The sequence below is a fragment of the Phaeobacter inhibens DSM 16374 genome, from assembly GCF_000473105.1.
GTDB lineage: Bacteria > Pseudomonadota > Alphaproteobacteria > Rhodobacterales > Rhodobacteraceae > Phaeobacter > Phaeobacter inhibens.
On the sequence record NZ_KI421498.1, the window covers coordinates 3,231,581 to 3,251,976 of the forward strand.

The following is a 20,396-nucleotide window of genomic DNA, read 5'->3' on the forward strand; positions in this document are numbered from 1 at the left end:
CCTTTGATAGCATTTACTGCACCAAAGGAGATGAACTATGGGACTAAAACGGACGGACGAATTTCGCCAAGATGCGGTGCGGATTGCGTTAACCAGCGGGCTAACGCGTAAGCAGGTGGCGGATGATCTTGGCGTCGGTATGTCGACGCTGAACAAATGGATCACCGCGCACAGAGATACAGACGTGGTGTCGAAAGAAGATTTGAGCCTTGCTCAAGAGAATGACCGGCTTAGGCGTGAGAACCGCATTCTCAAGGAGGAGCGGGACATCCTAAAAAAAGCAACGCAGTTCTTCGCGAGCCAAAAGCCATGAGGTTTAGGTTCATCGAAGAACACCGGGATGCGTTTCCGGCAGCGCGCCTGTGTCAGGTTATGGATGTCAGCCTGCGCGGTTTGCGTGCGTTCCGCAGTCGGCCAGCCAGCCGCAGACAGCGATCTGACCTGGTCACGCTGGCGCATATCAAAGAACAGTCGCGTCTCAGTTTAGGCAGTTATGGCAGGCCGCGTATGACCGAAGAGCTGAAGGAGATCGGCTTGGATGTTGGCCATCGCCGTGTGGGCAGATTGATGCGTCAGAACGGCATATCTGTTGTTCGGACCCGCAAACACAAGGTGACCACTGACAGCGATCATAAGCTCAATATAGCACCCAACCTGCTGGATCGTGACTTCAACGCTGATAAACAAAACCAGAAATGGGCGGGTGACATCAGCTATGTCTGGACGCGCGAAGGCTGGTTGTATTTGGCTGTTATCCTGGACCTACATTCCAGGCGGGTAATCGGTTGGGCCGTTAGCAACCGCATGAAACGCGACTTGGCAATCCGAGCGTTGAACATGGCCATCGCGTTCCGGCAACCGCCCAAGGACTGCATCCACCACACCGATCGCGGATCGCAATATTGTTCTCATGATTATCAGAAGATCCTGCGCCAGCACGGCTTTAAGGTGTCCATGAGCGGCAAGGGTAATTGTTACGACAATGCTGCCGTCGAAACCTTCTTTAAGACGATCAAGGCGGAGCTGATCTGGCGGCATCCTTGGGAGACACGGCGGAAGGCTGAGATGGCAATCTTCGAATACATCAACGGGTTCTACAATCCACGACGCCGTCACTCAGCACTGGGCTGGATAAGCCCGGTCGCTTTCGAACGGAAGGTGGCTTAAACGAGCACTTGGAGCGGCACGAAAGCGTGACAAGACCAAGCGCCAACGAAATCGACATAGCCATATTTTATTCCTGTCTCTCCAAAAACATGAGCCATGTCAGCTTTTTGCTCATCAGTCAGTTTTCCTTTCCCAAGATACGGCGGGTTGCCCGCAATGAAGACCTCTTCCCCTTCGCTGGGCGGCGGGCAGATATCTTCCCAATCCACCCGCAGAGCATTGCCGCAGACGATATGGGCGCTCTCGCGCAGTGGCAGGCTGGCCGGGCCCTGGCCAAAGACCTCTTTGAACACCGCGTTGGCCTGATACTCGGCGATGAACAGTGCCAGCTTGGCGGTTTCAGCGGCGAAATCGGTGATCTCGATCCCGTGGAAATTGGCGATCTTCACGGCCGAGAACATCTCCTTGGTGCTCTCCCCCGTCAGCTCCTCCAGCCGTTCCAGGATCCGCATCTCGCGTTCGCGTAGCTGACGGTAGGACACGACCAGGAAGTTGCCCGACCCACAGGCGGGGTCAAAAACCCGGATCCCCTCGATCCGCGTCAGCGCCCTGCGCAGGCCACCCGCCCGGTCCCAGGCCTTCTCGATCTCGGCATCAAGATCATCCAGGAACAGCGGCCCGATCACCTTCATGATGTTCGGCACCGAGGTGTAGTGCATCCCCAGTTCGCTGCGCTGTTTTGGATCAGCCACCGACTGGATCATCGACCCGAAAATATCCGGATTGATCTCGCGCCAATCCTCACCGCAGGCATCGCGCAGATAGCGATAGGCGGTCACGTCAAAGACAGGTGCGTCAATGGATCCCGCAAAGAGCCCGCCGTTCACATATTCCAGGTCACCCGCCCAGGCAGGAAGATCGCCGCGCTTGTCCTTGGGCCGGTTCATGGCGGTGAAGGCGGCGATAATCACCTCGCGGGCTTCCTCGCCCTTGTTGCCAGCATGATTGAACAGAATCTGACTGAATTGGTTGTCAGGGAAGATGCCCACATCCTCGGCAAACATGCAGAAGATCAGCCGCATCATCAGCTGGTTCATCTCATGCCGGCGCTCTTCAGTGGCCCAATCCGGATTCTTGCGAACCAGTGCGTCATAGAGCTTGGCCAGCTTGGCGGTGACCTTGACGTCGATCGGGTTTTCTTCGGCTGCCTCATAGCGTTCCTTGCCCGCAGCAGGCAGGAAGAAGCCGAATTTGTCCCCGATCTCGTCAAAACGGCAATGCAGGGTCTCTCCGCTGACCCGCTGCTGGGCAGCCACCATTTCGCCATCGGTGGCGATCAGGATCGCCGGTTTGGCGGTGGCGGTCTTCTTGGAGTTTCGCAGAGCCTCCAGGGTTACATCGGCCATTCCTGCCATAGCTGGCGCAAAGTGGAACTTCTTGTTGACCAGGACACCACCGGGCTGATCCGATTTGTTGGTCGTGCCATTGCGCAGCTTGGCGATCGCCGCTTGGGCGACATCGATGGCTTGGGCAAACTCGAAGGGAAATTCGTCAGCGTCGAACGGCTTGTCAGAGATCTGTTCCAGAGCTTCGAAGATCTCGGTGGGGTTCATGGAAAGTCCGTTCTTGATAGTTCTGTCTTGGCGAAGCCAAAATTGACTCCGTGGGAAATTTCTAAGTGCGGATAGTGGCTTGCGCAACCTATTGTTGATTTCATCGACCGTGTTTCGGAAGCACGTAGCCGCTAAGACTTCCCAGCTTCTGAAACATTTCCTGGAACACCTATGCTCTAATTTTGTTCATTAATATCATATATTTAATATTTTCCTTTGGAACTCGGCGCGCATCCGAAATCGCAGTTGCTATAGAGTATTCTGTTAACATGAAAACAGGAGTTGTTCTCTCAATGAGCAAAAGCATCCAGCATGAGGCCCGCAAGAAACGATCCTTTACCATCAGCATGTTCTGCAACACCCTGCCGATGTTCTTGCCGACCCAGGCAGGCCAGCATGAGAGCTGACGAAGCGTTTTTGACTGTTGAAGATTTTGCAGCAGCTTTGCACCGCACCATTTCGTCCAGAACGGTTAGGACGATGATCCACCATGGACAAATTAACGCGACCAAGATTGGGCAGCGTTTTTACATGACACGTGAAGAATTGGAGAGGTTCGTTTCCACATGCCACGCAAACGCAAACCGGCCCGACTCTTCCAGCGCAAAGACGATGGCGCTTGGGTCATCCTCGACGGAGGACAGCAGATCCGGACAGGTTTTGGTGACGGATTTCATAAGGAAGCAGAAGAAGTCCTGAGCGATTACATCGCACGGAAGAGACGACAGGATGATCATGTTTACGAGCCGGGTGAGATCACCGTCGGCGAAGTCCTGGTGCACTACGGTGAAGCCAAGATGAAGACGGTGCGCGACAAGGATCGTTTACTATACACAATTCAGGCTCTGTCGCCTTACTGGGGTGACCTGAAAGTGTCGGAAATCGACATCGATAGGTGTCGTGGTTACACGGCCTGGAGAAAATGTGCAGCTTGGACCGTTCGGCGCGAGATGACGACGCTGAATGCCGCGGTTAAATACGCCTTGGCGACGCGCAGGATCAGTTATGCTCCGATTGTGACCTTGCCGGAAAAGGGGGTTGCGAATGACCGCTGGCTGACTGAGGAAGAAGTGCAGCGTCTGTTGGGCGCTTCCGCACCGCACGTCCAGAGGTTCATCAAGATTGCGCTCTATACTGGGCGCCGCAAGACGGCGATCACGCGACTGAAGTGGATGCCTTCCCTGGATAGTGGTTGGGTCGACCTTGACACTGGTGTGATCCATTTTCTCGGCAAGGCCGAGGCTGAAACCAAGAAGCGCAAAGGCTTGGTCAGGATGCCCGCCACGCTCCACGAGGAAATGAAAACTTGGGCACAGGAGGGAAGCCACGTGGTGTCCTTTAAGAGCACCCCGATACACCGGATCGATAAGGCCTTCCGAGCCGCTGTCAAGCGCGCCGACCTGAAGGACGTAACGCCCCACACCCTCAAGCATACGGCAGTAACCTGGGCGTTCAAAAGAGGCATGACCCTGGAAGACGCGACAGCCTACTTTGCCACCTCGCGCGAGACCTTGGAGAACGTCTACCGATCCTACAGTCCGGATGCGCTGAAGAAGGCCGCCGGGATCATGGACTGGAAAATTTGACGCGCCCTGGCAACGAATGCGCACATCTACCGCATGAAACGTTGCGAATATCGTTGCAGCCACTTCGCTGAAAATAACAAACGCGCCCTAGGGCGCCTTGTTTTATTGGTCGGAGCGAGAGGATTCGAACCTCCGGCCCCTGCCTCCCGAAGACAGTGCTCTACCAGGCTGAGCTACGCTCCGACCGTGGCGCGGAATTACACGGCAGGAATTGGATATGCAAGCCCTATTCCGCCGGTTTCTCCTCGCTTCGCCGTTTCAGCATGAGTGATACATTGGTGCCGCCCGCAGTATATCCACGGGTCCGGGTGCGCAAAACCGGGGTGTTGTCGGACCGTCCGCCAAAGGCTTCACGGAGCACAATAAAAATGCCGCTGGCTATGATGATCGCGGCGCCGACCAATGTCATCAAATCGACCTTTTCGTTGAAGAGAACCACGCTGAAGATGGTGGCCCAGATGATCTGGGAATACTGCATGGGGGCGACGATCGCCGCCTCGCCGATGGTATAAGCGCTGACCGTCAGCAATGTCGCGCAAAACCCAAATAGTGCCACAATCGCGATGCCGCTAAAGGTCACGCCTTCCAACGGGACATAGACCAGCGGCAGAGCCAGGCCCATAACCGCAAAGGTCATCAGCATCGGATAGATCATAAGCACGACCCGGCGCTCATCAGCGCTGATTTTGCGTAGAACGACCGACTGAAAGGCAGCGCAAAAAGAGGCAAAAAGCGCTGCCGCATGACCCAGGCCAAAGCTGGTCGCACCGGGGCGCAGCACCACCATCACGCCGATAAAGCCGACCACAACCGCCGCCAATCGTGGCAGCCCGACACGTTCGCCCAAGATCGGGATCGATAGTAGGGTGATCAGCAGTGGCGTGGCAAAAAGCAACGCATAGGTTTCAGCCAGCGGCAGCTCGGAAAACGCATAAAAGGCGCTGGCAGGGATGACGGCCATGGTTGCTGACCGCGCAGCCATCCACCAGGGGTGGACCGGTCGCAGATGGCCGGGGGTGGCATCTTTCACCAACATCAGAACCAGCAGGGGAAAGGACAGCAGACTGCTGAAGAACACCAACTGAACCGGTGATACATCCGCGCCGAGGATCTTGACCACCACATCGTGGGTGGAAAAAATCGCATAGGCCAATAGGGCAAGCAGAGCGGCTTTTATGTTCATAGGTTCATCCGGGTCGGCGCAAAAAATACGGCAGATGGTCCGCACTATAGCGCTAACACTGTCAGGGAAATACTAAAAAAGCCGTCAGTTGTCGCGGATCAAACCGTCGGTCCGCGCGCGCAATCTGGGCTGTTGCCTGCCAGGTCCGAGATCGGTCTGGGCAGGATGCGGCGGGGGCCTTTTGGCGGCCCGCGCCATGATTTCACACCTAAGCCTTTAGAGGCTGTCGTCGAGGGCGGCGATGATCACATCACCCATCTCTGAAGTGCTGATCGGCGAGACGCCTTCTTCACCCAGCAGATCGCCGGTGCGGTGACCATCGGCCAGTACTTTCTCCACCGCAGTTTCCAGACGGTCCGCCTCGGACCCCTGATCAAAGCTGTAGCGCAGTGCCATCGCAAAGCTGAGGATACAGGCAATTGGATTTGCCTTGCCCTGACCTGCGATGTCCGGTGCAGAACCGTGTACGGGCTCATAGAGTGCTTTGGGGCGACCATTCGCCATGGGCGCGCCGAGCGAAGCAGACGGAAGCATACCCAACGAGCCGGTCAGCATTGCTGCACAATCGGACAGGATGTCGCCAAAGAGGTTGTCGGTGAGGATCACGTCGAACTGTTTTGGCGCTCGGACCAGCTGCATCGCGCCGTTGTCGGCATACATGTGGGACAGCTCGACCTCGGGATAGTCCGCAGCAACGCGGGTCACCACCTCGCGCCACAGGATGCCGGACTCCATCACGTTGGCTTTTTCCATCGAACAGAGTTTTTTGTTCCGGCGCATCGCCAGTTCAAACGCAGAGCGGGCGGCGCGCTCGATTTCGCTCTCTGTATAGCGCTGGGTATTGATGCCGACGCGCTCGTTGCCCTCTTCGAAGATTCCGCGCGGCTCACCGAAATAAACACCCGAGGTCAGTTCGCGCACGATCATGATGTCGAGACCGGCAACGATGTCTTTTTTCAACGAGGAGAAATCTGCCAGCGCGTCAAAGCATTGCGCCGGACGCAGATTGGAGTAGAGATCCATCTCCTTACGCAGGCGCAGAAGGCCGCGCTCGGGCTTTACGGAGAAGTCGAGATCGTCGTATTTCGGGCCACCCACGGCGCCCAGCAGGACGGCGTCGACCTCCTGCGCCTTCTCCATGGTCTCATCCGCCAGCGGTTTGCCATGCACATCGTAGGCGGCACCACCAACAAGATCCTCGCTCACATCGAACTGTAGATCGCGCTTTTCGCCATACCAGCTGATGACCTTGCGGACCTCGGCCATGACCTCGGGGCCGATCCCGTCGCCGGGCAGAATCAGAATCGATGGATTGGACATATGGGTACTCCTTGAAAGCGTTGCAGTCGGGGTAACGGCAGATCGCTCTTGGGTCAATATTCCGGGCGCATGTAGCACCTAATCGCTTTGTTTTTATGGCTGTGCGGGCGATTTTCGCGCCATCTTGTTGCGGCAGAACTGCTACTGGATTTGCAGATCTGTCCAGACCAGCGCATGACGGCTGGCAGGGCGGTCTGCGCCGCCCTCCTTGGCCGTGATTTCGGCAGGCCATATCAGCCCTGACGCGACAACCTGCAACGCCCGTGAAGGCAGGACGTAGTCGACCCGCATCGAACCGGATGTGCCCCAGTTGACGGTATTTGTGCGCCCCGCTGCATCCGGTGGTCGCGGGTCCTGCAGGCGCGGATCGCGGAGCAGATCGGCAATGGCCGTGCGCCGTCCGGCCCCTTTGTCCGGGTCGAGGTTGGCTCCGCCCACAATGACCCATGGTTCGGTTGGCGTGGGACCAAGCCCGCCATCCAGCAGGACCTGCCAAAGCCTGATTTCGTCTTGGTTGCGCAGTCCGTTCCGGTCTTCCGGCCCGTCAAACAGCGGGGGTGTCGCCTGAAACGCCATAACTGACAGTTGCTCCCCACTTGGCAGCAGGATGGGCACGATCCAGTGCCCGGTTGTCGACAGGCGTTGAACTGCTAGCGCATCACGGCTGGGGAAGGGGGTGCCATTTGGGTGTGTTGGCAACGTGGCGCCGGGCAGATCCTGCCAGAGCAACTCGGACAGATCTCTCACTTCAACGCGCAGAATGGGCAGCCGAGAGAGGATGGCCATGCCGTCCTGCCCGGTGAACCGGCCATAGCCCTGTGCATCCCGCGCGGTGCCCAATCGCCCATCGCCGTCCATGTCGTGCCGGGTCTGCATGCCAGTATTCGGCCGCGCTGCGTAGATATGGCCATAACGGGGAATGCGTTTGGCCAACAGATTGCGCAGCTCGATCACGCTGCGGCCTTCATGGTCCCAATCAATCCCCTGCAAGACAAGTATGTCCGCATTGGCCTCGGTGAGGGTCTGCAGAATGGCGCCGACTTGCGGATCCTTGCCGCGTTGCAGATCCCGCAACAACAGGCCGGGGCCCTTGCGGGACAGCTCCGTATTAAAGCTGGCAATGCGCAATGTCTTTGCGAGGTCCGCTTCGGCAGGGCTGATCAATGGAAGGAGAGCGGCCAGCAGGAGCGTGGCCAGCCGTCTCATGCGGTTTGCAATGCCTCTGAACTGGCATAGGCCGCGCGGCGCTTCTGCGCGATCAGCTCTGAGATTCTCAGCATTGCAAGGCCGCGCATGATCATTGATGCAGGAACAAAGGCCCAGGCAGAGACGACCCAGACCAAGGTCTGCGGAGCCGCCAGAAGGCCGGGATCCACCACACCGGATGTGAGCTTCACCATCGCAGGCAGCGCGAAAGGCAGAAGCACGCCACCAACGATATTGATCCGGGCATCCCGTTGCAGCCGCTCAACCACATCCCCGCCGGTTGTTGGGTCAAAGAGAGGCAGATTGGTCCAGACGTTGAAAGGCCCATTGCCGAGTGGCCAGTCCCGAAGCCGGATCGCCAGTGCAAAACCGAAGATTGTGATGAGGGCAATCATATAGCTGAGCGCCGCTGCCGCCATCACCTGTGTGATAAGATCTGGCGCCACATGGGCGGGCATCATCAACCCGGTCAGCTGGATCGGGGAGAACGCGAAATCAAGTGTGTCGCCCAGCCCGGAGGCCAGACCATGCACCAGAGAGGTGAGGGCGGTGGCGTCCATCGGATGACGGGCCACCAGGCTGACCAGAATGACGATCAGAGCCAATGATATAAACCGCATTCTGTTCAGCGGTGGAGCCTCGCGAAACTCCACGAAACTTGGATAGCTTGAGAAATACTCGGCGAAGGTGAGCGCTGCGGCGAGGATGGCAAGCAGGGCAATCACCTCGGGTGACCTGGTTGCCGTATCCGGCAACAAGAGCGATGGCATTGCAATCAACAATGCAACAAAGATGCCGCGGATGGCCGCGCCTGTAATCCGTGCTATCACGCCTCGATCCCTTCAAACTGGACTGGCCGGTGCATTGCCGTGCCGTTGTTCCAACTTGATGCCCACACGCATTTCTTGGTGAAATGTCTCTGCTGAGCGCTGCCTCATTTCCGCCTTATTTGTGCCCGTCAGCGGGATATTGCTCAAGTTCGCACCAGAGTTTCAGCAGGGTTTTGTGTGTTTTGGGTGGTAGGGTGGTGCTGGTTTGCATCAGTGGCCGTGGCTTGGGTCAAATAAAAACAAGTACTTATGCAGTGGCCCACAAGATGTTGTGGCTGGACCGCACGGCTGGGATAGTGGGGGCTATCAGGGTAGATTTCTGCGCCGGTCAGGCTTGGCGCATGCTGCTCGAGGTTTGGTTGGAGGCTGGGATGACCTGTCATATCGCAGAACGCTACATCAGATTCGCGCAGTTGGAGGCCGCAGGTCAGTCGCCGATTTATGAGAGGCTGGCACTGCATGTGGCACGCTCGCAGAACTGTCTCAGTTTTCTGTCGACGCTGCCTGCGGATCGCCAGCAACCCAACCTGCTGTTTGCTGCAGTACGCCACGTTGCAGGCAACATTTCCTGTCCGGAGGCATTTGACAGGGTCATCCGCGACCGGGTCGAGGAGGTGGCCGCGGTAATGCGGAGACGGACGACGCAGACAAATGAGCCGGGGCGCTGCGCAGTCTTGCTGCCGCTTTTGGCGCGGATCACCGGATCGATCGCGTTGATTGAGGTGGGTGCTTCTGCGGGTCTTTGCCTGTTGCCAGATGTCTATGGATACGACTGGGGCGACCATAAGCTGCCCCCGCCGCCGGAGTTTGCAGATCGCGCCCCGATATTTCAGTGCAACACATCACCGGGCACACCACGACCGATGGCTCACCCTGATATCATCTGGCGGGTTGGGCTGGATCTGAACCCTCTTGACGTCAGTCGCGATGCTGATGTGGCCTGGCTGGAACAGCTGGTCTGGCCCGAACATCAACTGCGCCTTGATCGGCTGCGGTCCGCGGTTTCGGTCGCACAGTGTTGCCCGCCGCGTCTGGTGGCCGGAGATCTGACGCAGGATCTGCCTGCGTTGATCGCTGAGGCACCGCCCAATGCAACCGTCGTCGTCTTTCACACCGCCGTTCTGACCTATGTCGCGGATCAACAGCGGCGGGATGCCTTTGCCAGGAATATGCTTGTGAGTGACGCAATCTGGATCAGCAATGAGGGGCCGCGCGTCTTCCCCCAGTTTGCAGCCCGTGCAGGTCAGCATCGGGAAGATATGTTTTTACTTATGCAGAACGGTCAGCCCTTGGCGTGGACCGGCCCGCATGGGCAGCAGATCGCGTGGCTTTCTGCAACTCAAGCATAGGGCGCAAGATAAAAGCCGCCCGTTGGGGCGGCTTTCGCGGTGATACCGAAGGTTACCCTATGTCGGGTCAGACCCAGGGGCGCTCCTGCGCAGCCTTGTCCTCAAAGCTGGCGATGGAGGTGGCTTTCTCCATGGTCAGACCAATGTCGTCGAGCCCGTTCAGCAGGCAGTGCTTCTTGAACGCGTCAACTTCGAACTTGATCACTTCACCATCGGATGTGCTGATCTCCTGCGCTTCCAGATCGACGGTCATGCGCGCGTTGGCGCCTTTTTCCGCGTCCTTCATCAGCAGATCCACTTGCTCCTGCGGCAGGACGATCGGAAGGATGCCGTTCTTGAAGCTGTTGTTGAAGAAGATGTCCGCAAAGGATGTGGACACGATGCACTTGATGCCAAAATCGGCAATCGCCCAGGGCGCGTGTTCGCGCGAGGAGCCGCAGCCAAAGTTGTCGCCCGCAATCAGAATCTCTGCATCGCGGTACTGCGGCTTGTTCAGCACGAAGTCTGCAATCTCGGATCCATCGCGGTTATAGCGCATCTCGTCAAACAGGTTCTTGCCGAAACCGGTGCGCTGAATGGACTTCAGGAACACCTTCGGGATGATCATGTCGGTGTCGATGTTGACCAGCGGCATGGGGGCCGCGATGCCTTGGATCTTAGTGAATTTTTCCATTTTGCTCGCTCCTTAGTTCAGCTCGCGCACGTCGGTCAGCTTGCCGGTCAGGGCAGCAGCGGCAGCCATGGCAGGGGACACCAGATGGGTGCGACCCTTATAGCCCTGACGGCCTTCGAAGTTCCGGTTGGAGGTCGCGGCGCAGCGCTCTCCTTCGGACAGCTGGTCGGGGTTCATAGCCAGACACATGGAGCAACCCGCAAGACGCCATTCAAAACCTGCGTCCTGGAGGATCTCGGCAATGCCTTCTTCCTCGGCCTGAGCACGGACCAGACCGGAGCCCGGTACGACCATGGCGCGCATGCCGTCCTTGATCTTCTTGCCTTTCACGACTTCGGCAACGGCGCGCAGATCTTCGATGCGGCCGTTGGTGCAGGAGCCGATGAACACGGTGTCGATCTCAATGTCGGTCAGCTTCTGACCGGGAGTGAGTCCCATGTATTCAAGCGAACGGCGGGCCGCCTCGACCTTGCCGCCGGTGAAATCCTCAGGCGCAGGTACAACGCCGGTGATCGGCAGCACGTCCTCGGGGCTGGTGCCCCAGGTCACAACCGGCTGGATGTCTTCGCCCTTCAGGGTGACAACCTTGTCGAAATGGGCGCCTTCGTCGGTGAACAGCGTCTTCCACCAGTTCAGTGCGGCTTCCCACTGGGCGCCTTTCGGAGCATGCGGACGGCCTTTGACATATTCGAATGTGGTTTCATCCGGCGCGATGAGGCCAGCACGGGCACCGCCTTCGATCGCCATGTTGCAGACGGTCATGCGGCCTTCCATCGTGAGATCGCGGATCGCTTCGCCGCAATACTCAATCACATAGCCGGTGCCACCCGCGGTGCCGGTTTCGCCGATCACAGCCAGAGTGATGTCCTTGGCAGTGACACCCGGCTTCAGCTTGCCGGTGATCTCCACCTTCATGTTTTTGGATTTCTTCTGGATCAGCGTCTGGGTGGCGAGCACATGCTCCACCTCAGAGGTGCCGATGCCATGCGCCAGCGCGCCGAACGCACCATGGGTGGCGGTGTGGCTGTCGCCGCAGACCACTGTCATGCCGGGCAGGGTCCAGCCCTGTTCCGGGCCAACGATATGCACGATGCCCTGACGGACATCGTCCACTGGGTAATAGTGCACGCCGAATTCACGGGCGTTTTTGTCGAGCGCTTCGACCTGAATGCGGCTTTCCTCATTCTCGATGCCTTTGGCGCGGTCGAGCGTGGTCGGCACGTTGTGATCCGGCACCGCGATGGTTTTATCGGGCGCGTGTACCTTGCGACCTGCCATGCGCAGGCCTTCAAACGCCTGCGGGCTGGTCACTTCGTGAACCAGATGGCGGTCAATATAGAGCAGGCAGGTGCCGTCTTCTGCTTCATGCGCAACATGCGCATCCCAGATTTTGTCGTAAAGCGTCTTGGGGGACATGAGTCCTCTCCCGTAGTTTTTGGAATATAGCTGGCAAAATGGCTTGGCGGCAGCCTTATAGCCGCGCCAGGACCGTGCGGGCGGCACCAAAGAACCGTTCGCGCAGGCGTGCGCGATCTTGCAGCTCGATATGATGGGCCAAAACGAGGGTCATGGCTGTCAGATACATCTGCTGACCGTGGCAATCAAGATTCGTTCTGAAACGCAATGAACAGGAGGGCGGCACTAGGGATTGCGGTATCAGCCAAAGTCGCGCCTTGATTGGAACCAGAAGGGGCGTCAGACTCGCTGGCAAAAGGGAGCGTTATGAATCCGGACGAACAGATCGAGACCAAAGATGCGCTGGCCGAAAGCACGGCTGAGGCGATTGAATTGGGGCAGCAGCTGTGGGATTTCCTGACCAATACGGCTGAGGTTCTGCTGCGCCCCTGGAATGCCTATCAGCTCGGGATCGCAGCAGGTCTGCTGGTGTTGGCCGCGGTTTTGGCCAAACCCATCGCAGGGGCTTTTCACGATTGGCTGCGTGGTCGCACTGGCTGGCCGCGTTGGCGTATGCGGGCCGGGCTTGTCTTGCACAAGCGTATTCGCGGCATCCTTTTTGTTTTGCTGATCTGGACCACGGTTCTGATCATGCAGGATATCACCTGGCCCAGCAGATCACGCCTATTGGTGGTGATCGCAAACCTATCCCTGGCCTGGCTGATCGTGTCTTTCGCGACGCGGCTTGTTGCCAATCCGCTCCTTCGAAAGCTGGTAAAATATGGCGCCTGGACCTGGGTCACGCTGCGCATCCTCGGAATTACGGCTGAAGCAACGGCGTTTCTTGACAGCGTGGCGATTGATTTTGGGGATCTGAGGATCTCGTTGTTCTTGATTGTTCAGGCGGTGGTCATTCTTGGTGTCATGCTTACGCTGGCGCGCGCGATTTCATCCGTCGCCGCGAACCGGATCCGTAACAATCCGGACATCTCACCGTCAATGCAGGTGCTGGGCGCCAAGCTGGCGCAGATCCTGCTGCTTGGCGGTGCCTTCTTTATTGGGTTGAAGGCGATCGGAATCGACCTGACGGGCCTTGCGGTCCTGTCTGGTGCCATCGGTGTCGGCCTAGGTTTTGGCCTGCAAAAGGTCGTATCCAATCTGGTGTCGGGCCTCATCATTCTGCTGGATAAATCCATCAAGCCGGGGGATGTAATCTCGCTGGGCGAGACCTTCGGCTGGATCAATTCTCTCGGCGCGCGCTACGTGTCGGTGGTGACCCGTGATGGGCGAGAATATCTGATCCCGAACGAGGATTTCATCACCAATGAGGTGGTCAACTGGTCCCATACGGACCGATTCGTGCGGCTGGATCTGAATTTTGGCACCGGCTACAGCGATGACCCGCATGAGGTGCGCCGGGTTGCAATTGAGGCCGCCAAGACCGTGGGGCGTGTGCTGAGTGGCGGCAATCGCGCGCCCGTCTGTCACATCGTCGGATTTGGGGACAGCAGTGTGGATTATGTTCTGCGGTTCTGGATCAGCGATCCGACAGGCGGGCTCACCAACATCCGCGGCAATGTCTATCTGGCGCTCTGGGATGCCTTCAAAGGTGCCGGAATCTCAATCCCCTTCCCGCAGCGGGAGGTGCGCGTGTTGAACGAGGCCCTGCCTGTGGCAATGCAGGACTGAGACGCGTTCTGACAGGGCAGGCGGGTCAGGCACGTCGTTATTTTACGCTGACCTTACGCCTGCACAATGCGCATAGCAGCCGGCCATCAAGGTTCATTGAAAAACCGCATATGGCTTGCTACATTAAGGCAACCCCAGCGCCGGGGGACCGGCGGCGCGTTACAAGGAGGACAATGTCCTGTCACCCGAACCTCAGGCGGCCCCAGATGCTGGCCGCGGAGTGGCCGTAATGGCTACCAAATCACAGCCAACCAGCGATGAGCTGCTGGCGCGTGTTCTTTCCTCGCTGAATGACGACAAGGCTGAAGACGTCGTGCAGATCGACCTGCGCGGTAAAACGGCTATTGGCGATCACATGGTTATAGCCTCGGGCCGCTCGACCCGTCAGGTGGCGTCTATGGCTGAAAAGCTGGCTGACCGGCTGAAGCAGGAATACGGCATGGTCTGCAAGGTCGAAGGCAAAGACACCGGCGACTGGGTGCTGATCGATACCGGCGATATCATCGTCCATCTGTTCCGCCCGGAAGTGCGCGAATTCTATCAGCTCGAAAAGATGTGGCTGCCTGCGGGCACGTCACCCGCCCAGAGCGAGAACTGATCCCAGACCGGATCCGGTTCCATCAGATCGGCCCGTGCAGAGCGCAGCATGCGCCTGGCGCGGGCCTGTATCGAAAGTGTCCTCATGAAAGTTCATTTCTGTGTGGTCGGGCGCCTACGGGCCAGCCCGGAAAAGCAGCTGATCGACGACTATATTGAGCGCTTCGACCGCAGCGGTCGGGCGCTTGGTCTTGGGCCCTGTCGCATTACCGAAGTCGAGGACAAGAAAAACGCAGGCATGGCCGCCGAGGCGGAACTGCTGCGCAAGGCAATCCCCAAGGGGGCTGTCATCTGCACATTGGACGAACGCGGCAAATTGCTGAGTTCACCTGATTTCTCAAAACGTCTTGCCGATTGGCGCGATACCGGTCGCCAGGATGTTGCCTTTGTGATCGGGGGTGCGGATGGGATTGATCCCAGCCTGCGCGCTGAGGCGGATTTCTCGATCTCTTTGGGAAAGATGGTCTGGCCGCATATGCTGGTGCGGGTGCTTCTGGCGGAACAGATCTACCGCGCCGCGACCATTCTAGCAGGCAGCCCGTATCACCGGGTCTAACCTCTGCGCCCCTCCCCGCAAGTCACGCCATTGCTGGCGTCAGCAGGAGGAGCAGGCAAGTGGCAGCACATAGGTTGCTTCGGACCAGCCATCTACATTGCACCGGGCTTGGATCAGAACGGTGTCTATTCCCTTCGGTATTGTCACACCAGCCAATGATCTGGTGAAGGGCTGTTCGTTCACGTGCGGATGGGCCAGCTCGCGCAGGCCCAGCACTTTGCCGTCTGTGTCCAGCACACGCCAGCCATCTGCATAGTGATCCCAGCCGCTGTCCGGATGGGTTAGCGTGACACTTATGCGCCAGCTGTTGCCGGTCTGCTGCGCGGTCGCGTCGCTTATATGGGGATCATCGGCCAGCGCCACCGCAGGCAGCCAAATCAGAGAGAGAAGAGTGATGCATCGGATCATGGCCTGAGTATAGGCGTGAAGCGCATACCATCGTTGTCACATCTGCGTGTTGCCCCGGTCGGCGCCTGCGGTGACGTCTGGCACAGGCGGGGTCGTATTCGCGGGCACACGCTGCAAAATGCTGCGCGATTGTGAAGCAAACTCGCGGCGGTAGAGCACGGCAAAGGTCACCAGGGCGGCTGCAATCAGCGCCCAAGGCCCGATCAGCCAAGCCACGGCGGCAAGGGCGAAATAGGTCGATCGCATGGCGCGGTTGAAACTACGTGCCGCGGTGATGCTGAGATCCGCAGCCTGATTGGCACGGGGGTAGGCTTGCGCGTCTGCGTCAGTGTTGGGCACCGCCGCCATCAGCACAAAACAGTAACCGAACAAACGGTGCGCCCAAACATATTTCAGAAACGCGTTCGACAGCAGCAATAGCACCATCAGGATTTTGACATCCCAGACAAAGGCTGGCGCGCTCTCCAGGCTCAGATCTTGTGCGACGCCGGCCAATTGATCTGTATTGCCAATCAGCGCAAGCCCGCCGCCAATTGCGATCATTGAGGCGGAGGCAAAGAACGCACTGCCTTGCCGCAGATTTGAGATCAGCTGCGCGTCAAAGATCCTCGGCTCGCGTTGCACCATCTGAATCATCCAGGCATGCCGGAACTCAGCCATCAGGCCAGAGACTGACGGATACTCTGCCTTGGCATTTTCGATGCGCCATCCAATGCCAAGCCAGCACAGGATCAAAAACACGCAAGCTGCCAGATCAGCAGGTGAAAACAGGGTGATACGGTCGAGCAGGGTCATGTAGTGACCCTAGCTGTGGAACTGCGGACTTGCCAGTTGTGAAAATTGGTAATATTAGTTTACCAAATCATGCATCCACAGGAGAGCCCCATGGAGATGCCCATCCCAGACCAGACAGTGTTGTCACAGAAGACGGAGTTGGCATTGCGGCTTGCGGCGGTCTTGCCGGATGATGCGCTGGTTCAGGACCCGGCGGAGACCCGCGCCTATGAATGCGATGCGCTGACGGCATATAAATGTCCGCCGATGCTGGTTGTCCTGCCGCGCACGACCAAGGAAGTCTCCGATGTGCTGCGAATCTGCCATGCGGCTGGTGTTCCGGTGGTGCCGCGCGGCGCGGGCACCTCACTTGCCGGTGGCGCTCTGCCGACAGCTGATTGCGTGATCCTTGGTGTCGCGCGGATGAATGCTGTACTGGAGACGGATTACGACAACCGCATTATCCGGGTGCAGACCGGGCGCACCAATCTGAGCGTATCAGGCGCGGTGGAGGAGGAAGAGTTTTTCTATGCGCCGGATCCATCGTCGCAGTTGGCTTGTGCGATTGCAGGCAATATCGCGATGAACTCCGGCGGTGCCCATTGTCTGAAATATGGCGTCACCACCAACAACCTCATGGGGGTGACCATGGTGATGATGGATGGCACCGTGGTGGAAATCGGCGGCGCCCATCTGGATGCTGGTGGGCTGGATCTGCTGGGTGTGATCTGTGGCAGTGAGGGACAGCTGGGGGTGGTGACCGAAGCCACCCTTCGCATTTTGCGCAAACCCGAAGGTGCGCGTCCGGTGCTGATTGGCTATGACAGCAACGAAGTAGCCGGTGCCTGCGTCAGCGACATCATCAAGGCAGGCGTGTTGCCGGTCGCGATTGAGTTCATGGACCGACCTTGCATTGAGGCCTGTGAAGCCTTTGCCAAGGCGGGTTATCCGATGTGCGAAGCCTTGCTGATCGTCGAAGTCGAAGGCAGCGATGCGGAAATCGATCACCAGTTGCGGCTGATCACTGAAATCGCCCGCTCCCACAATCCGGTGGAACTGCGCGAGGCCCGCGATAGCGATGAGGCTGCCCGCATCTGGCTGGGCCGGAAATCGGCCTTTGGTGCGATGGGGCAGATCAATGACTACATGTGTCTGGACGGCACAATTCCGGTCACATCGCTGCCCCATGTGCTGCGCCGCATCGGAGAGATGAGCAAGGAATTTGGTCTGGATGTCGCCAATGTGTTTCACGCGGGCGATGGCAATATGCATCCTTTGATCCTGTTTGATGCCAACAAACCCGGCGATCTGGAAACCTGCGAGGCCTTCGGCGCTGAAATCCTGAAACTCTGTGTGGAGGTCGGTGGCTGCCTGACGGGGGAACATGGTGTCGGGATCGAAAAGCGTGATCTGATGCTGGATCAATATGGCGTTGCGGATATCGAGGCACAGCTGCGGGTGAAGGATGTGTTCGACCCGAAGTGGCTGCTGAACCCGGCCAAGGTCTTCCCCCTCTCGACCACGCAAAGCCGCCGAACCCCGGCAGTGACACCCCTGTAACAGTGGCCATATGGCAGACCCTGTGCGGGTCTGCAGCGGGGGCTTTGCCCCCACGACCCCCAGAGTATTTCGGAAAGGTGAAAACATGACACCTCAGAGTGAGGCCGAGCTGGCCCAGATCATAGCAGGGGCAACAGCGCCTCTGGCTGTCAGCGGCGGTGGCACCCGCGGTCTGTCGACGGGCGGTGAGACGCTCAGTGTGGCGGGTCTCAACGGCGTCACACTTTATGAGCCCGGGGCCCTGACACTGGTTGTGCAGGCAGGCACATCGGTGGAGGAGGTGCAGGCGCTGTTGGCGGGGGAAAATCAGCGGCTGGCCTTTGAGCCGATGGCTCATCGCGGGTTGCTTGGAACCAAAGGAACGCCGACGATAGGCGGGGTGTTTGCGGCCAATGTCTCTGGCCCCCGACGTATCCAATGCGGCGCGGCACGGGATTTCCTGCTGGGGGTGCGCTTTGTCGACGGGCGTGGCGAGGTGCTGAGCAATGGCGGCCGGGTGATGAAGAACGTGACCGGTTACGACCTCGTGAAGCTGATGGCGGGTTCTCATGGCACCCTGGGGGTATTGAGCGAGGTGTCGCTGAAGGTTCTGCCGTGTTCGGAGGCCTGCGCGACGGTGACAGTGCATGTGGCTGATCTGACGCCGGCGGTCGCCGCGATGTCGACGGCGCTCGGCTCGCCCTATGATGTGACCGGCGCGGCCTATGATCCGGCTACAGCTATGGTTCATATTCGGGTTGAGGGGTTTGAGGCCTCCGTCACCTATCGCGCGGAGGCTCTCAAAATGGCGCTTGGTAAATTTGGAGAGGTGAGCCTTGCCCTTGGTGCCGGGGATGCATTGTGGGAAGGGATCCGCGATGTCGCGGCGTTTCATGACCGACCGGGGGATGTCTGGCGAATCTCGGTCAAGCCGTCGGATGCAGTTGCACTGGCGCCTGCGCTGGAGGCGGAGGGTTTGCTGTTCGACTGGGGCGGAGGGCTGATCTGGGCGCTGGTTCCGGCAGGGAGGGATCTGCGGTCCCGGTTGACGGTGCCGGGTTACGCGACTTTGGTGCGCGCCAGCGCGCAGACACGGGCGGAGCTAGGCCAGTTCCAGCCGCAACCGGGGCCACTCGCCGCGATATCGGGGGGGCTGCGACGCCAATTTGACCCCCGTGGCATTCTTAATCCGGGACTGATGGGGTAGACGATGCAGACGACATTCAGCGAAAAGCAGCTGCGCGATCCGGGCACCCAGCGCGCAAATGAAATCCTCAGGTCCTGTGTGCATTGCGGCTTCTGCACTGCGACCTGCCCGACATATCAGGTGTTGGGCGATGAGCTGGATAGCCCGCGCGGCCGCATCTACCTGATCAAGGATATGCTGGAAAACGAACGGGTTCCGGATGCTAAAACCGTCAAGCATATTGACCGCTGCCTCAGCTGTCTGGCCTGCATGACCACCTGCCCGTCGGGGGTGCATTACATGCACCTTGTGGATCATGCGCGCGCTTATATCGACAAACACTATAACCGGCCTTGGAGTGATCGTGCCCTGCGCTGGCTTCTGGCGCGGATCCTCCCGTATCCGGGGCGGTTTCGTCTCGCTTTGATCGGGGCCAAGCTGGCACAGCCCTTTAAAAGGCTGGTACCTGATGCCCGTTTGCGTGCCATGCTGGATATGCTGCCGAGGCATATCCCACCGGTGAGCCGCAATGATGACCCGCAAAGCTTTGCCGCCAAAGCACCGCGCAGAAAACGCGTTGCCCTGATGACAGGCTGTGCGCAAAAGGCACTCAATACCGATATCAATGACGCCACCATCCGTCTGCTGACCCGGCTGGGGTGTGAGGTTGTTGTCGCCGCGGGGGCGGGCTGCTGCGGCGCGCTGACCCATCACATGGGGCGCGAGGAAGAAAGCCACGCGACCGCTGCGAAGAACATCCGCGCCTGGACCGATGAAATTGACGGGCAGGGGCTGGACGCCATTGTTGTCAACACCTCGGGCTGCGGCACAACAGTCAAGGACTATGGCCATATGTTCCGCAATGACGCACTGGCGGAGGATGCGGCGCGGGTCTCGGCCCTTGCTATGGATATCTCTGAGTTATTGATTCAGCTGGATCTGCCCGAGGGTGCGCATAAGGAAACAACGGTGGCCTATCACGCGGCCTGTTCCCTGCAGCATGGGCAGCAGATCAAGACATACCCGAAGACGCTCCTGAAGCGCGCGGGCTTCACGGTGGTAGAGCCCGCTGACAGTCACCTCTGCTGCGGCTCGGCCGGGACCTATAATCTGCTGCAGCCGGAAATTTCGGCTGAGTTGAAGGCACGCAAGGTAAAGACACTGGAAGCCAAGCACCCGGATCTGATCGCCGCGGGCAATATTGGCTGTATGATGCAGATCGGCTCCGCTACGGATATCCCGATCCTACATACGGTGGAGTTGTTGGATTGGGCAACCGGAGGTCCGAAACCACGGGCGCTGGCGGCGGGTGGGCCGGGTGCAGATCCCCGCGCGGGAGAGATCCCGATCCTTAGATGATACTGATCGGCAAGAAGTCGCTGCCA

At 58.7% G+C, this 20,396-nt stretch carries 19 protein-coding genes, 1 tRNA gene and 1 pseudogene; 10 read left to right on the forward strand and 11 right to left on the reverse strand.

Annotated features, from left to right (window positions below; translation table 11 throughout):
* Nucleotides 1-37 precede the first annotated feature (37 nt).
* Nucleotides 38-1,167, forward strand: a protein-coding gene (locus INHI_RS0119440) for an IS3 family transposase (RefSeq protein WP_155805531.1) whose coding sequence is annotated in 2 segments (ribosomal slippage) — nt 38-272 and nt 272-1,167 — 1,131 coding nt in all. Because the reading frame shifts where the segments join, the coding sequence is not laid out codon by codon here.
* Here INHI_RS0119440 and INHI_RS20630 read toward each other — a convergent pair.
* Entirely contained in the window at nt 1,164-2,720 is a 1,557-nt protein-coding gene (locus INHI_RS20630) for a DNA methyltransferase (RefSeq protein ID WP_051338979.1), read from the reverse strand. The two genes, INHI_RS0119440 and INHI_RS20630, sit on opposite strands and share 4 nt — an antisense overlap.
* Nucleotides 2,721-3,116: 396 nt before the next feature.
* Here INHI_RS20630 and INHI_RS21430 point away from each other — a divergent pair.
* Together INHI_RS21430 and INHI_RS20635 are read left to right on the forward strand one after the other, a co-directional pair.
* Nucleotides 3,117-3,227: pseudogene (locus INHI_RS21430) on the forward strand (hypothetical protein); the annotation flags it as partial.
* Nucleotides 3,228-3,286: 59 nt separating this feature from the next.
* On the forward strand, nt 3,287-4,306 hold the full coding sequence (locus INHI_RS20635) for a tyrosine-type recombinase/integrase (protein ID WP_051338980.1): 1,020 nt from the start codon (nt 3,287-3,289) through the stop codon (nt 4,304-4,306).
* 106 nt (nt 4,307-4,412) lie between these two features.
* On the opposite strand, the gene INHI_RS0119460 is transcribed toward INHI_RS20635, so the two are convergent.
* The 5 genes from INHI_RS0119460 to INHI_RS0119480 all read right to left on the reverse strand — a co-directional run bounded on the left by INHI_RS0119460 (nt 4,413) and on the right by INHI_RS0119480 (nt 8,845).
* A tRNA-Pro gene (locus INHI_RS0119460) sits at nt 4,413-4,489 on the reverse strand.
* A 43-nt stretch (nt 4,490-4,532) separates the two neighbouring features.
* Nucleotides 4,533-5,489, reverse strand: a complete 957-nt coding sequence (locus INHI_RS0119465; protein ID WP_014881135.1) for a DMT family transporter — start codon at nt 5,487-5,489, stop codon at nt 4,533-4,535.
* A gap of 216 nt (nt 5,490-5,705) precedes the next feature.
* Nucleotides 5,706-6,809, reverse strand: a complete 1,104-nt coding sequence (gene leuB, locus INHI_RS0119470; RefSeq protein ID WP_014875864.1) for a 3-isopropylmalate dehydrogenase — start codon at nt 6,807-6,809, stop codon at nt 5,706-5,708.
* Nucleotides 6,810-6,950: 141 nt separating this feature from the next.
* Nucleotides 6,951-8,015, reverse strand: a complete 1,065-nt coding sequence (locus INHI_RS0119475; protein WP_027248641.1) for an endonuclease/exonuclease/phosphatase family protein — start codon at nt 8,013-8,015, stop codon at nt 6,951-6,953.
* Nucleotides 8,012-8,845 (reverse strand): hypothetical protein, encoded by an 834-nt coding sequence (locus tag INHI_RS0119480; protein WP_014881133.1) that lies wholly within the window; start codon nt 8,843-8,845, stop codon nt 8,012-8,014. Before INHI_RS0119480 ends, INHI_RS0119475 begins: the two co-directional genes overlap by 4 nt.
* Before the next feature lie 371 nt (nt 8,846-9,216).
* On the opposite strand from INHI_RS0119480, the gene INHI_RS0119485 reads away from it, so the two are divergent.
* A complete protein-coding gene (locus INHI_RS0119485) occupies nt 9,217-10,194 on the forward strand; it encodes a DUF2332 domain-containing protein (protein ID WP_027248642.1) in 978 nt (325 codons plus the stop codon).
* A 67-nt stretch (nt 10,195-10,261) separates the two neighbouring features.
* Here INHI_RS0119485 and leuD read toward each other — a convergent pair whose 3' ends face one another.
* From leuD to INHI_RS0119500, 3 genes are read right to left on the reverse strand one after another with little or no spacing between them, the layout of a single operon-like run.
* Nucleotides 10,262-10,867: a 3-isopropylmalate dehydratase small subunit gene (gene leuD, locus INHI_RS0119490; protein WP_027248643.1), complete on the reverse strand. Its 606-nt coding sequence runs from the start codon at nt 10,865-10,867 to the stop codon at nt 10,262-10,264.
* Nucleotides 10,868-10,879: 12 nt separating this feature from the next.
* Entirely contained in the window at nt 10,880-12,283 is a 1,404-nt protein-coding gene (leuC, locus tag INHI_RS0119495) for a 3-isopropylmalate dehydratase large subunit (protein ID WP_014875859.1), read from the reverse strand.
* Nucleotides 12,284-12,338: 55 nt separating this feature from the next.
* The gene (locus INHI_RS0119500) at nt 12,339-12,452 is read right to left on the reverse strand and encodes a hypothetical protein (protein WP_027248644.1); all 114 of its coding nucleotides are present in this window, start codon (nt 12,450-12,452) and stop codon (nt 12,339-12,341) included.
* Nucleotides 12,453-12,589: 137 nt separating this feature from the next.
* Here INHI_RS0119500 and INHI_RS0119505 point away from each other — a divergent pair, with 137 nt between their 5' ends.
* The 3 genes from INHI_RS0119505 to rlmH all read left to right on the forward strand — a co-directional run bounded on the left by INHI_RS0119505 (nt 12,590) and on the right by rlmH (nt 15,104).
* Nucleotides 12,590-13,951 (forward strand): mechanosensitive ion channel family protein, encoded by a 1,362-nt coding sequence (locus INHI_RS0119505; RefSeq protein WP_014881130.1) that lies wholly within the window; start codon nt 12,590-12,592, stop codon nt 13,949-13,951.
* Nucleotides 13,952-14,180: 229 nt separating this feature from the next.
* The gene (gene rsfS / locus INHI_RS0119510; RefSeq protein ID WP_014875857.1) at nt 14,181-14,549 is read left to right on the forward strand and encodes a ribosome silencing factor; all 369 of its coding nucleotides are present in this window, start codon (nt 14,181-14,183) and stop codon (nt 14,547-14,549) included.
* A gap of 84 nt (nt 14,550-14,633) precedes the next feature.
* Entirely contained in the window at nt 14,634-15,104 is a 471-nt protein-coding gene (gene rlmH / locus INHI_RS0119515) for a 23S rRNA (pseudouridine(1915)-N(3))-methyltransferase RlmH (RefSeq protein ID WP_027248645.1), read from the forward strand.
* A 39-nt stretch (nt 15,105-15,143) separates the two neighbouring features.
* Here rlmH and INHI_RS0119520 read toward each other — a convergent pair whose 3' ends face one another.
* Nucleotides 15,144-15,512: a hypothetical protein gene (locus INHI_RS0119520; protein ID WP_014875855.1), complete on the reverse strand. Its 369-nt coding sequence runs from the start codon at nt 15,510-15,512 to the stop codon at nt 15,144-15,146.
* Between the two features lie 36 nt (nt 15,513-15,548).
* Nucleotides 15,549-16,307 (reverse strand): DUF599 domain-containing protein, encoded by a 759-nt coding sequence (locus tag INHI_RS0119525; protein ID WP_027248646.1) that lies wholly within the window; start codon nt 16,305-16,307, stop codon nt 15,549-15,551.
* 90 nt (nt 16,308-16,397) lie between these two features.
* Here INHI_RS0119525 and INHI_RS0119530 point away from each other — a divergent pair, with 90 nt between their 5' ends.
* The 3 genes from INHI_RS0119530 to glcF all read left to right on the forward strand — a co-directional run bounded on the left by INHI_RS0119530 (nt 16,398) and on the right by glcF (nt 20,370).
* Nucleotides 16,398-17,846 (forward strand): FAD-linked oxidase C-terminal domain-containing protein, encoded by a 1,449-nt coding sequence (locus INHI_RS0119530; protein ID WP_014881127.1) that lies wholly within the window; start codon nt 16,398-16,400, stop codon nt 17,844-17,846.
* Between the two features lie 85 nt (nt 17,847-17,931).
* Nucleotides 17,932-19,032 (forward strand): FAD-binding protein, encoded by a 1,101-nt coding sequence (locus INHI_RS0119535; RefSeq protein ID WP_027248647.1) that lies wholly within the window; start codon nt 17,932-17,934, stop codon nt 19,030-19,032.
* A gap of 3 nt (nt 19,033-19,035) precedes the next feature.
* Nucleotides 19,036-20,370, forward strand: coding sequence for a glycolate oxidase subunit GlcF (gene glcF, locus INHI_RS0119540; protein ID WP_027248648.1), 1,335 nt, complete (start codon nt 19,036-19,038; stop codon nt 20,368-20,370).
* Nucleotides 20,371-20,396 lie beyond the last annotated feature (26 nt).